Below are 13,554 nucleotides of genomic sequence, written 5' to 3'. Positions count from 1 at the left end.
CCTATCATGCTTTTTAATTTGATTACAACACTTGCCTATTTCAGCAGCTCTAGCGCTGACTGAACGTATACGGCTACGCCGTTTGCCAGCGCATCCTCATCAATTTTAAAATGATTAGAATGAATCGGATAGATACAACCCTTTTCTGGATTTCCGGTGCCCAAGAGCACCATCTGTCCCGGAACCAGCAGCTGGTATTCAGAGAAATCTTCCGATCCCATTACAATCTCGGTTCGAATAACGTTCTCTTCCCCCAAAACAGCAGCAGCCGCAACCTTTACCTTAGCCGACACTTCCTGATCATTAATTACAGCAGGACAAAGAAAGTGATAATCCACCTTTCCTTTGCACTCGTAGGCTGTACAAATGCCATTCACAATGGTTTCCATCCACTCCGGCACTTTTTTTCTGACATCTTCATTAAAAGTCCGGGTGGTACCGGTCATAACTGCTTTGCCTGAGGTGACGTTAAACCGCTCTCCGGCTTGAATGGTACCTACATTTAACACCAATGGCACCCGTACATCATTTTTCCTGCTGACAATGGTCTGCAAAGCTTGCGTGACCGCTACGGCGCACATGTTGGCGTCATTCCCCTGCCAAGGAGCCGATCCATGGCAAGAATCTCCGATAATCTCAATGTCAAAGGAATCACAGCTGGCCATAAACGGACCTTCCTGAACCACGGCTGTGCCTACTGGATAATCAGAAAAAATATGCATGCCCATAATGGCATCCACTGGCGGGTCGTTCAAGATTCCCTTGGCGATAGCCGCCTTAGCACCAGCCGGAACCTCTTCTGCCGCCTGAAAGATAAACTTTATGGTTCCGTCGAACTCCTCTTTCATTTCTGACAAAATCCTCGCTGCCCCCAACATCATAGAAGTATGCGTATCATGACCGCAAGCGTGCATTACCCCAGGGTTTTCAGAGGTAAAAGGCAGTCCTGTGTCTTCCGTCACTGGCAGCGCATCCATATCTCCACGGAGTGCTACGACCTTTCCTTCTCCTTTGCCCTGCAAGATACCAGCCACGCCGGTCTCCCCCAGGTCAATGGTCTTCAAGCCCATCTTTTTCAACTCTTCCTTAACAATTGCCGTAGTTCTGAACTCCTGTAGGGACAATTCCGGGTGAAGGTGGAAATCTCTTCGGTGGGCAATGACCCACTCTTCTATATCTTTTACTTTTCTTGTAATTGCTGTATCCTTCATAACTAAAACCTCTTTTCGCTTTACAATTACTTTATTTCAGCAGTGCCAGAGCCGACTGGGCATAAACTGCCGCACCGATTGGCAACACATCTTCGTCCACTTTGAAGCGATTGGAATGAATGGGATAAACACACCCTTTTTCTTCGTTTCTCGTGCCCAAGAATAACATGGCCCCTGGCACCTTTTCCTGATAGGCTGAAAAATCTTCTGAGCCCATCATCAGCGGTACCTTTTTAAATATGTTCTTCTGATGCAATACCTCCGTCAGCCCTTCTTGCAGACGCTGAATCACCGGGCTATCGTTGTATACAGCGGCACATACATACTGATAATTCAGTTTTCCGGTGCACCCGTAAGCCGCACAGGTAGCCGCCAATATTTCTTCCATCCAAACCGGTACCTGCCGACGAACATGCTCATCAAAAGTCCGTACTGTACCCGTAAGAACAGCCTTGCCCGAGGTCACATTGAAGCGCTCTCCGGCTTGGATTGTGCCTACGTTTAACACCAAAGGCACCCGCACATCGTTCTTTCTGCTGACAATCGTCTGAAATGCCTGTATAACCGCTACGGCACACATGTTGGCATCATTTCCCTGCCATGGAGCAGAGCCATGGCAAGAATCTCCAGTGATTTCCAAATCAAATTGATCTCCACTAGCCATCAAGGGACCTTCTTGGACCACTAACGTTCCGGCCGGAAAATCAGCCATGATGTGCATGCCTACGATGGCATCTACATCAGGGTTCTTCAAAACCCCCAGTTCGGTTAACTTTCGAGCGCCACTGCCCACTTCCTCTCCTGGCTGGAAAATCAGCTTTACTGTGCCCTCAAAAGCATCTCTCTGTTCCGAAAGAATTCTGGCGGCTCCCAGAAGCATGGAAGTATGGGTATCATGGCCGCAAGCGTGCATCAGACCTAGCTGGGAAGAGGAAAAGTCTACACCGGATTCTTCAGTGATAGGCAGCGCATCAATGTCCCCCCGGAGAGCGACTGTTCTGCCAGTACTTCTTCCCTGTAGAATACCCATAATACCGGTTTCTCCCACGGATACTGTCTCTATTCCCAGCTTTTCCAATTCTTCCTTAAGAATAGCCGTCGTGCGGATTTCACGGTACGCCAATTCCGGATTTCGATGAAAATCTCTCCTGTGGCCTACAATCCAATCCTTTAATTCCGCAGCTCTTTTTACAATTATATTTTCCATCAAATCTTGCCTCTTTACCTTTTATATCTGAAATGTGCCCGCCTATATCAGGTTGACAAAGATGGTGGCGATGATGACGGAAGCGATAGAAACCGTAGCAAATCCACCTACCAACATTCGCGGCACCAGGATATTGGCCACGTGCTCTTTTTCCTCTTTGGTTTCACTAATGGAATCGCAGACCTCGTTGGTAATGATGTAGTCTGCTGGAAAGCCGAACAACGCTGTCAATGCACAGGCAAAACTCATTTCCTTCGATAACCCTACCAGTCTTCCTGAAATAGCTGACGTAACAAACATCCCCGCGATACCAATAAGGATTAATACAATAATCGGGATGATAATCTCCAGGAATAACGCTGGTGTCAGCTCGTTTAACTTAGACATGATATAGGCTAACAACCCCATCATCAGCCAGTTAAATACACCAGCTTTGACCAATACCCCTTCTTCCAGAAATCCCATGGCACAGAAGAGAACGCCTAACACCAAACAGATAATGTATTCATTAACCATACCATTCGTCAAGACCGAAAGCTGATGGGCGATGATGCCTACGACCATAACCTTTACCAACATCAGGGAACTGGTCAGATAATTCTCTGGTATCTGTGGAAACCATTTTTTCTTTACAGCAGCTACTTCAGCGTTGTCAGCTAGTGTAACTGCCGCTCCGCCGTTCAGGCGGAAATCAGCCAATACCCGCTTTCCCTCTCTCTTGAGGCACCAAGAAGTAACCGGATATCCGATAAAACTGTGAACAATGAACATGGCTACCGGGAAGGCCGCCATGGCTACTAATCCCTTTTCCGTTAAAGCATTGGACATGAGCACCGCTGCAACAATACCGCCGGTCAGTGGCGGAGTCAGGGCAACTACGAACTGGTAGCCGAAGAGCATTCTGCCGATGGTCATAGCCAAAAGTACGGTTCCAGCAACCCCTACCACAGCCACTACAACAGCCTTCCACTGCTCAATCAACTTTTTAATGTCCATCAGGGTTCCCATATGGACTAAAAGCAAACTCATGCAGACGGATACGAATTGGGGACCAAAAGAACCCAGGTCTACCAAATCCTTTGGCATAATGGTCCAATATCCGATTAGAAACAAAACTCCCGTTACAAAAACGGATGGTATGTATGCTTTTGTTCTTGTAGAGACAGCTTCACCGATAGCCAGGAACGCTGCTACACACAAAAAAGCAATAATTGGGGAAAAACTCATTAGATATCACCTCTTCATAAAATTTAATAATAAGCAAACGTATTACTTGCAGATGCCAAAAGATACAACACATTGAAGGCCACAGATATCTACATATGCATCTACTTATAGTATGCTTTCGTGTAATAGACTATACCTGAACACTAAAAATGTCAATATTTTTTGTTTAAAAAAACAAAACCAAAAGCTATCGAATATATAGAGACAGGCTCTCGTTTATATAAAAAGGGAAACAACAATAATCAAAAGAAATTATCGTTGTTTCCTCTCTGCATATATTCTTATAAAATTAGAATGGCTTAATGGTTCCATTTCCAATCATTACAACAGATGCCACAAACATGATTACAAGAACAATAAAAATAATTAAATTTATTTTATTACAGAATGGCTTTTCTCCTGCCTCATTTTTGCTCCAGATGTACAAAAGCACGCCTGGAGTATAGAGAATGGCTGTTATTAATATATATGTAATTCCGCTTGCATAAAAGAGCCAGGCGCCGTATATGGTACCTCCTATAGCAACAATTCTTTGAACCAGCTGCTGACGGCCACGTAATTGACCAAGTTCCCCTTCCTTTCTAAATACCAGTTTCAGATAAAACATGGAGCTTAACAGATACGGGAGCATGACCATGCTGGCAGAAAGCGTGTAAAATACCTGGTATGTGGATTCATTGAACAGCACAATAATTAAAAAAACCTGGATAACGATATTTGAAATTATCAATGCACTTGCTGGGGCCTTCCGCTTGTTTTCTCCTGCAAAAAACTTTGGGAAACATCTTTGAACAGCCGGTTCATATGCTGCCTCTGAAGCAAGCATCGTATAGGTGAAGGTCGCCCCTGTCAACGAAACAATAACAGCAATATTGACAAATATTGCACCCCAGCTTCCCAAGACATGTTCTAACACCCCTGCCATCGGCGGGTTGCCCAGTGCTGCAAGCTCTGCTCTTGTCATCACCCCCATGCTCAATACTGAAATCATCACATAGATTAACAATAGGCAGAAAAAGGAAATAATAGTTGCGGTTCCGGCATCTCTGGATTTCTTTGCTCTTCCTGAAATAACAACAGCCCCCTCAATGCCGATAAACGTCCAAACAGTGGCATATGTTGTTGCCTTTACCTGTTCCACCAAAGACAACCCTCCAGGCTCGCCCCAAAAATTGTCTAAGAAGATCTCCAACTTAAAAGCTCGTACAAAGAGGATGGATAAAACTAAAACAATAATTGGAAGAATCTTCGCGATGACCACAATCAAGTTTATAGTAGCTGCCTGACTGACACCTCGAAGTACGAGAAAAACCGTAAACCAGATAAAAACAGAGGCACAACTTATAGAAATCAAGTTATTACCTTCGCCAAAGACTGGGAAAAAATATCCTAAGGATGCAAAGAGCAATGTGGCAAAAGACACATTTGTAAGCATGGCACCAATCCAATACCCATATGCAGAATTAAAGCCCATATAATCGCCAAAGCCTTCGCGAGCATAGCTGTAAACCCCACTTTTTAAATCAGGCCTGTACTGATTTAATTCATAAAAGCACATCATCAGGGCAAACATCCCGATCCCGCAAATTAGCCAACCGATTAGAACAGCCCCTGTACCAGCCCCATTTGCCGCCATATCTCCAGAAATGCTGAATACACCGCTGCCCAGGGTCGAACCGATGGCAAACGCAGTCAATCTCACAACACCAAGCCCATTTTGACTATTTACATTGTTGGTATCCATATCAATTCTCCTTTTATTCATTATACTTTTCTAGCGCATAGAACTAAAAACCTTAACTTTTCACGACTATAGAGAAGCCGTCGAACTTGTATTCCTTTATTCTATTCTGATTTTCCAGATAAGCATGATGCGACTTCGTGGCAATGGAATCCCCTTCCTGATTGTTCAATATACTTTTCAGTGCCTGTGTAGTTTCAGCAATTTTAACCGGTTCAACTATGAAATCATTGTGAGAACAATAAAGTGCTTTCACATCAGGGCATCTTTCAAAAAGGTTCTTCATTGTTGCGTAATAATCGCCTATATTGGATTTGCCAAACTCATTGCAATCGAAATGAGCATACAGCGCTCCTAAATAAAAGGTATCCCCTGTGAAAAGTATCTTATTGCCGTTGTCAAACAGCATGATGCTGTCATTACTGTGCCCCGGTGTGTGAATGACCTCTAAGCTCCTGTTTCCTAAATCAAACCGGTATCCGTCGTAAAGTGTTTTCACTTTGTAAGGCTTAATTCTAAAGTTGTTCGGTTCAAATCCCTCTGGATAACCAAAAAGAAACATATCTTCATCCAATTGATTGCCCATGCCTTCTTTGGTCAGTCCCACTGAAGCAATCGCCTTTGCATACGGATCATCAAAAATATAAATCTCATTAAACCTGTGGTTATCGCCAATGTGATCAAAGTGAAAATGGCTGTTCACCACAGCAACTTTATTTGAACAAAGCTCACTTACCACTGCTTTGATATTACAAATGCCCATACCAGTGTCAAAGAGTACACTCTGCTCCGTTCCTACAATTAAATAGGCGTTTACCTCCTGAAAATGCTGAGGTTCACAAATTGCATACACATCTCCGGGAAGCCTATATACTTCAAACCATCCCTGGGCATTCTTTAAATTTACCTTTTCATATTTGCTGTAATATTCTCTCGGCGTGCTATCTTTCCATTTCATTTTCTACCCTCCTAAAATTATTCTGCTGCAGCTGTCTTTAATATACGCAAATTTAATGCCAATTGGAGTCTGCCTTGCAATTGGTTATTTTTAAGCCTTGAATCTTAGCACAACAACAAATATTCACAAAACTGTAAATCTATATTTTACAAACTATAAATTTTTTGATTTTTGTAAAAATTTTTGATACAATATCTATGAATTAAATTATTTTGCCTAGATATAGCCCTTTAGGTACTGGCTTTCAAGGAGGAGAGATGAAGGGAACAATAGATAAGAGCTATGAAGAAGTGGCCGCTTCCATATTTGATATACAGAATTTTTTTGATGAAATATCCATCATCGACATGAATGGAATAATACAATACTGTAAAATCTTCGTCCCCGGTGTATACGGATTTACCGCTGACGAAATCATAGGGAAACATATATTTGAAGTATTCACCACTTCAAGTGCAGAAACCAGCGAGATTTGCCAGGTTCTAAAGTCTGGAAAACCTATCAGCAACTTTTATGAAAATTGCACAACCTACAAAGGCGATATTATTAAAGGCTATAGCAGCATCTACCCCATCTTTAGAAACAAAAATCAGGTAGGCGCTGCCGTCGCTTTAAAATTTATCGATTCAGATTTTCACGAGGAGTTTATTGAAATATTTCTTAACAATGACGGGATCCGAAACCACAGCATTAACAATTACACGATAGATGATCTCATTACCACCAATCCCTATATGTTAAGTATCAAAAATAAAGTGAAAAAGGTAGCAAAAAGCAACTCTTCTGTTTTAATACAAGGAAATACGGGCACTGGCAAGGAAATCATCGCCCAATCTCTCCATTATGCTAGTCAACGGGCTGGCAAGCCCTTTATATCACAAAATTGTTCAGCAATTCCGGCAAGTTTGCTGGAAAGCACACTCTTCGGCACAGAAAAAGGCAGTTTTACTGGAGCCATCACCAACAAAGGCCTTTTTGAATTGGCGGATGGTGGTTCATTGTTTCTGGATGAAATCAATTCCATGGAGCTCCCTCTTCAATGCAAAATATTGAAAGCAATTGAGGATAAATACATCAGAAGATTGGGAGGGCACAAAAACATAAGCGTAGATATACGCATTATAGCCGCAATAAATGAAGACCCTTTTGATGCCATCAGTAAAAATAGACTGCGTCAGGACTTATTTTATCGTCTTAACGTGGTTTCCATAAAGCTGCCGGATCTGAAAGATCGAAAGGATGATGTCTCCCTTCTCACGAGCTACTTTATCGCGGCCTTTAATAATACCATGGGAAAAAATATTTCCGACTTACATCCTTCTGTCGAGCATATCTTTTCTAATCACTCCTGGCCCGGAAATGTACGCGAATTACGCAACGTCATTGAAGGCGCCTTTAATCTGGCGGAGGGGCGCAGCATAACACTTGACGACATACCAGATTATATTAAAGAAACACAAGACAGCGAAAGCTGTCTCCTTTCCGCGTCTCTGGTTGTTGAAGACACCGCGGATGATGATGTGAGCATTGATTATATCACTTAAATGGCTTCTTGTGAAAAAGAGATCCTCACCCGCGCCTTAAATGAAACCAAAACGAAGACGGAAGCAGCAAAAAAACTCAATATGTCACGCCAGGCTTTTAACTATAAGCTTGGCAAATACAACTTAAAATGAAAACTGAAAACATAAAAAAAGGACGGGAGAACTTTAGCCTGTCTGCTGAAGTCCTCTCATCCCTTGTTATCTCGAGATCTCTAATAATTTTTCTCTATTTTTCCCGCTCTTATTCCACGGTAACACTCTTTGCCAAGTTCTTTGGCTTGTCAATGTCGCAGCCCCGCTCTTTAGCAATATAATAAGCCAAAACTTGCAGCGGTACGACTGAAAGCAATGGGGAGACCTCATCCATGCAGTTTGGAATGTAAATCACTCGATCTGCCTGCTTTTCAATCTCTCGGTTGCCTTCCTTGGCTACGCCGATAACATAAGCCCCTCTGGCTTTCACCTCCTGAATGTTGGACAGCATTTTTTCATACAGTTTATCCTGGGTAGCCAAAGCAATGACCAGGGTATCCTTTTCAATCAGGGCTATGGTGCCGTGCTTCAATTCTCCTGCAGCGATAGCAAAGGAGTTGATGTAGGAAATCTCTTTCAATTTTAAGGATCCTTCATAGGAAACTCCTGCATCCGGCCCTCTGCCAATGAAGAATACCTGCTCCCGCTTATAAAGTTCTTTTGCTAAATCGTGTATAGTCGATTCACTTTTAAGCAGTTTGGTCAGTTTTTCTGGTATGTCCTGAAGCTCCGACATATACTGGTTGTATTTTTCATCAGGGACTACACCCTTAGCCCGACCCATGTAAAGACCAATCAGATACATACACATGAGCTGAGTGGTATAGGCCTTTGTGGAGGCCACCGCAATCTCCGGTCCCGCCCAAGTATAAAACACATCGTCGGATTCTCGGGCTACCGAGCTGCCTACCACGTTGACCACTGATAAAATTCGTGCGCCCTTCCGCTTTGCTTCCCTCAAGGCAGCCAACGTATCCAGTGTCTCCCCGGATTGACTGATAGCGATGAATAAAGTCTTATCATCCACAAACGGATCCCGGTACCGGAATTCCGATGCCACGTCAATTTCCACCGGAATCTTTGCTAGATTTTCGATGGCACACTTGCCCACCAGCCCAGCGTGATAAGCCGTACCGCAAGCTACAATAAACACCTTGTTAAAGCCTTCAATGTCTTCCTTCGTCAGGTGAATGCCGTCCAGCTTAATGCTGCCATCCTCCTGGATTCGACGGTTAAAGGTTTCATCCAATCCCTTTGGCTGCTCGTGGATTTCCTTCAGCATGAAATGATCATATCCGTCCTTCTCGGCGGCTTCCGCATCCCAGGTCACATGAAAGACTTCCCGCTTGACCTCTTGGCGCTGATCATTGTAGATCTTCACCTGATCGGCAGTTACCACCAGCATCTCGTTGTTTTCAATCAAGTAGATTTTTCTCACGTGTTTAAGCAATGCTGGAATGTCTGATGCTATGAAATTGCAGCCTTCTCCCAAACCTGCAATCAGCGGTGCATCTTTACGGACGGCTACAATCTTATCCGGCTCCGCTGCTGCTACCACGCCAATAGCGTAGGCCCCCCTCATTCGGCCCACTGCCTTAAATACGGCATCTTCCAAATCACCGTCGTAGTAGAGGCCGATTAAATGAGCAATGACCTCGGTGTCCGTCTCTGAAGCAAATTGTACCCCATGTTCGTTTATCAGCCACTCCTTAATCTCCACGTAATTTTCAATAATACCGTTATGTACCACAGCAATGGAACCATCCCCATTACAATGAGGGTGCGCATTCAAGTCTGACGGGGCGCCATGGGTAGCCCAACGGGTGTGACCGATGCCGATATTGCTTTTCAGCACCTCTCCCTCCATCAACTGCTCCAAATTGGCAATTCGACCTACATGCTTGCGAACTTCCAGCTTATGACCTATATTCAAGGCGACTCCAGCAGAATCATACCCTCTGTATTCCAATTTTTTCAGGCCGTCCAGGATAATATCCTTGGCGTCCTTCACATGACTTTTTCCTACATAACCTACTATTCCACACATATTCGTGCCTCCTATCCCAATCTCTTTGTGATGAGCAGAGCCAGCTCCTGTGCTAACTCTGTAATGACCTCAATGTCCTGGCCTTCCAGCATCACCCGCACCAGTGGCTCTGTGCCTGACGGCCGTATGAGAACCCGGCCCTCTCCATGCATCTGCGCCTCTACTCTGGTGATGGCTGCGCTGATTTCCGGATCTTCCATATAAGTCTTTTTGTATTCGTTCTTAATGCGGGCATTTTTCAATACTTGGGGGTAGATAGTTATGCCGTCAGACAACTCCGATGGCTTCTTCCCGCTGGCCTTCACAGCCTTCACCAACTGCAATGCAGACAAAATACCGTCCCCTGTGGTGGTATAATTTAAAAAGATAATGTGGCCTGACTGTTCACCACCGATGACACCACCTGTTTTCAGCATGCTCTCCAGCACATAGCGGTCGCCTACCTGGGTCACTTCCACATTACAGCCCATCTCGGATACCGCCTTGTGGAACCCTAGGTTGCTCATAACCGTGGCCGTAACCTTATCCTTTGCCAGCAGTCCGCAGTCCTTCAACATTCTAGCACATAAAAGGATTGTCTTATCCCCGTCAATAATCCGGCCTAATTCATCTACCGCAATCAAGCGATCCGCGTCACCGTCGAAAGCCAGCCCCAGATCCGCCTGAAGCTCCAAAACCTTAGTCTGGAGGTTCTCCGGGTGGGTGGACCCACAGCTTGCATTGATGTTAATCCCATTGGGACTGTTGGATAATACCGTCACCTCTGCCCCCAGACGGTGAAATACTGCCTCCGCCGCCTGATAAGCGGCCCCGTTGGCACAGTCTAGTACCAGCTTCATGCCCTCTAGGCTAACGTCGATAGTACTCTGCAAAAACTGCACATACAGTTCCAGCGCATCGTCCTCCGCCGTCAAACAACGTCCTAACTTATCTCCAGTGATGTGGCTGTTGATATCCACCTTATCCAAAATCAGCTCTTCAATCTGCTCTTCCAAGGCATCATCCAGCTTAAATCCTTCTCCGTTAAAAAACTTGATGCCGTTGTATTCAAAAGAATTATGAGAAGCAGATATGACCACCCCCGCTGTGGCCTTGTAATATTTCACCAGATAGGCCACCGCCGGAGTAGGCAGGACTCCTACCTTAATCACGTTGCCACCCATAGAAAGAATTCCTGCACTGAGGGCATCCTCCAGCATATCTCCCGATATTCTCGTATCTTTACCGATTAGAACTACCGGCCTCTGCTCTTCCTTGCTGAGCACATATGCACCCGCTTTTCCCAGGTTAAAAGCCAGCTCCGGCGTAAGCTCGGTGTTAGCAACTCCTCTCACGCCGTCCGTTCCAAACAATCTACCCATTTTTTAGTCCTCCTACCGATCAGATAATATGATTAAAATACGAAAAACGAGGTTATACGGCCTCGTTAATCGTTATGTGAATTTCTTCTGTGTCCACAGTGATATCCGATATGCCTGCCGCCTTGTGAACGGTCAAAGGCACCGTGTAAATGCCCGTCTCCAGGCCAGTAAGATCGATGGACAGGCTGATATCTGCTGCCGTCATCTTCTCCACGCTGGCTTCCTTCCCCGACACTTTTACATTAACACTTTGCGTATTGATTACCAGCGAAAGTTTTTCCCCTAAGCCATTTACCGTAATGCTGCTATTGGGAATTTCAAATTCTTTCACTGTAATCCCCTTGATGACAATGCTCACTGCTGCCTTGGTGGAGTCTTGAGCCAACATCACCCCTTGAGGCAGTTTCATGTTCAACGGCAACTCGGTGGTAGCCGTCACCGTGCTGATATCCACTGGATCAGCTGTAATCTTATCCACTCCCGCCAAATCTTCTTTTAGACCTTTGATCTTTACTTTTTCTGGCACATCCATGCTAGTCACCTGATAAGCACCATTTACCTCGCCAGTCACCGCCACTTCCAACGGGACCTCCTTAATTTGATAAATTACTGCTTTAATATCTGCCGTATCGGAAGATAGCTGAATGTTTTTAGCAGTCTGTCCATTGGCATCCACTGCCGTCAAATCGGCAGTAAAACTCTTTTCTTCTGTCGTCAACTCCGAGGATTCAATGTAAGCATTTACTGATTTCACACTGGCCACCTTGGACTTGGCCCCTTTGACCTCCACCTCTTTCGGCGTTACGCTGGAAACCGTTGCTTCCTGCTTTGAATCCACCGAGCCATTAAAGATTACGTTGACCGTCTTATAAACGGAGACCATTTCCTCAATGTTAATGACAATCCGATTGTCTTTCTGGTTAGCCACGCTGACGGAATCCGGCAGTGTTACGGTCACCGGAATCTCATTTTCCCCTACGCCATAGCCAAACACATCCACCTTGGCCACAATGTCGCTGGCCGATACCTTGAGCACATCGGACCGGGCTCCTTCAATGACCACATCCATAAAGTAATCTTCATCTGAGCTGATGGCCAGCCCTCGCTGATTTAGGCTGTCTACGTTTACCAGTGTGATGGGTACATTGGGAATCCTCACCTTTGTCGGCGGATTTTCAACAGCTACAACATATACCCATAAGAACACTGCCAACAAGATGGACAGCAATTTCGTAAAATTCTTATTTTGCAGCATCGTCTTTTCTCCCAAACATATTGAAAAAGGCAGTCAAACTCTTCACCGCCACATTTTTTTCATCCACTGTTGCATTGAGGAACAGGTTGAGCAGAGTTTTCTCCACCGTCTTAATATCCAAGAAACGAGAGAGCTTTCCATCTACGGCGATAGAGATGATACCTGTCTCTTCTGAAACGATGAGGGTAATAGCGTCGGAATTCTCGGTGATGCCAATACCAGCTCGGTGTCTTGTCCCCAGCTCCTTCGATAAGTTCTTATTCTGTGTTAAAGGCAGAACACAGCCTGCCGCATAGATTTTGTCGCCTCGGACGATAACCGCTCCATCATGGAGAGGCGCCCCTTCGTAAAAAATGTTTCCCAACAACTCTGTGGAAATCTCTGCATTAAGTAAGGTACCGGTCTCGGCAATATCCGTTAGAGAAGTCTCTCGTTCCAATATAATGAGAGCTCCTACTTTATGGGCTGAAAAATCATCGATAGCCCGTATAAATTGGGCGGTGATGTTTTTGGCCTTTTCCTTGTCGAACTGACCGAAGGGTGCCTTGACCAGCTTACTTCTGCCCACATATTCCAGCCCCCGCCGCAGCTCTGGCTGAAATACAATAACTAGAGCCAGCACGCCTAAGGTCATGGTCCCTTTTAATATCCAGTTTAATGTGTATAGATGAAACTGTTCCGAACCTAAAGTTGCCAGCACCAAAACCAGCAGCCCTTTTACCAGCTGCTCTGCCCGCGACTCCTTGATAAATCCCAGCACTTTATAAATAATAAAGGCAACAATGCACACATCAATGGCATCGGTAATGCTGAGACCGGAAACAATATTGGTAATGTAATTCTGCATACGCTTTCCCCTATTCTATCCCGCTTAATTACCCTTTTTCCATTGTACAAAAAATAAGGGTCTTTTTCAATACCAAAGTCCCTCGTGAACAAAAAAATAGCAGGGAAATTTTCCCTGCTATCA

General features: G+C 44.7%; 11 protein-coding genes. 2 read left to right on the top strand and 9 right to left on the bottom strand.

The features are described 5' to 3' along the window. Positions 1-35: 35 nt before the first annotated feature. The 5 genes from Ami103574_RS02300 to Ami103574_RS02280 all read right to left on the bottom strand — a co-directional run bounded on the left by Ami103574_RS02300 (position 36) and on the right by Ami103574_RS02280 (position 6,344). The gene (locus Ami103574_RS02300) at positions 36-1,211 is read right to left on the bottom strand and encodes a M20 metallopeptidase family protein (protein WP_163065134.1); all 1,176 of its coding nucleotides are present in this window, start codon (positions 1,209-1,211) and stop codon (positions 36-38) included. A 31-nt stretch (positions 1,212-1,242) separates the two neighbouring features. Further along, positions 1,243-2,418 (bottom strand): M20 metallopeptidase family protein, encoded by a 1,176-nt coding sequence (locus Ami103574_RS02295; protein WP_163065133.1) that lies wholly within the window; start codon positions 2,416-2,418, stop codon positions 1,243-1,245. Between the two features lie 42 nt (positions 2,419-2,460). Then, a complete protein-coding gene (locus Ami103574_RS02290; RefSeq protein WP_163065132.1) occupies positions 2,461-3,645 on the bottom strand; it encodes a hypothetical protein in 1,185 nt (394 codons plus the stop codon). Positions 3,646-3,934: 289 nt separating this feature from the next. Further along, positions 3,935-5,389, bottom strand: coding sequence for a basic amino acid/polyamine antiporter (locus Ami103574_RS02285; RefSeq protein ID WP_163065131.1), 1,455 nt, complete (start codon positions 5,387-5,389; stop codon positions 3,935-3,937). A gap of 52 nt (positions 5,390-5,441) precedes the next feature. Further along, complete coding sequence (locus Ami103574_RS02280) at positions 5,442-6,344, bottom strand: MBL fold metallo-hydrolase (RefSeq protein WP_163065130.1); 903 nt, start codon at positions 6,342-6,344, stop codon at positions 5,442-5,444. Positions 6,345-6,601: 257 nt separating this feature from the next. Here Ami103574_RS02280 and Ami103574_RS02275 point away from each other — a divergent pair, with 257 nt between their 5' ends. Then, a complete protein-coding gene (locus tag Ami103574_RS02275) occupies positions 6,602-7,888 on the top strand; it encodes a sigma-54 interaction domain-containing protein (protein ID WP_163065129.1) in 1,287 nt (428 codons plus the stop codon). Beyond that, positions 7,889-8,020 (top strand): helix-turn-helix domain-containing protein, encoded by a 132-nt coding sequence (locus Ami103574_RS16145; RefSeq protein ID WP_163065128.1) that lies wholly within the window; start codon positions 7,889-7,891, stop codon positions 8,018-8,020. Between the two features lie 109 nt (positions 8,021-8,129). Here Ami103574_RS16145 and glmS read toward each other — a convergent pair whose 3' ends face one another. Genes glmS through cdaA form a run of 4 tightly spaced genes read right to left on the bottom strand, consistent with a single transcriptional unit; the run spans position 8,130 to position 13,431 of the window. Continuing rightward, on the bottom strand, positions 8,130-9,968 hold the full coding sequence (gene glmS / locus Ami103574_RS02265; RefSeq protein WP_163065127.1) for a glutamine--fructose-6-phosphate transaminase (isomerizing): 1,839 nt from the start codon (positions 9,966-9,968) through the stop codon (positions 8,130-8,132). Between the two features lie 11 nt (positions 9,969-9,979). Further along, the gene (gene glmM, locus Ami103574_RS02260; RefSeq protein ID WP_163065126.1) at positions 9,980-11,329 is read right to left on the bottom strand and encodes a phosphoglucosamine mutase; all 1,350 of its coding nucleotides are present in this window, start codon (positions 11,327-11,329) and stop codon (positions 9,980-9,982) included. Positions 11,330-11,381: 52 nt separating this feature from the next. After that, positions 11,382-12,584, bottom strand: coding sequence for a CdaR family protein (locus Ami103574_RS02255; RefSeq protein ID WP_163065125.1), 1,203 nt, complete (start codon positions 12,582-12,584; stop codon positions 11,382-11,384). Then, on the bottom strand, positions 12,571-13,431 hold the full coding sequence (cdaA, locus tag Ami103574_RS02250) for a diadenylate cyclase CdaA (RefSeq protein WP_163065124.1): 861 nt from the start codon (positions 13,429-13,431) through the stop codon (positions 12,571-12,573). Before cdaA ends, Ami103574_RS02255 begins: the two co-directional genes overlap by 14 nt. Positions 13,432-13,554 lie beyond the last annotated feature (123 nt).

The sequence above is a fragment of the Aminipila butyrica genome, from assembly GCF_010669305.1.
GTDB classification, from domain to species: domain Bacteria; phylum Bacillota; class Clostridia; order Peptostreptococcales; family Anaerovoracaceae; genus Aminipila; species Aminipila butyrica.
Note: the sequence above shows the minus strand (reverse complement) of the source record. Positions and strands in the feature narration are given on the sequence as shown.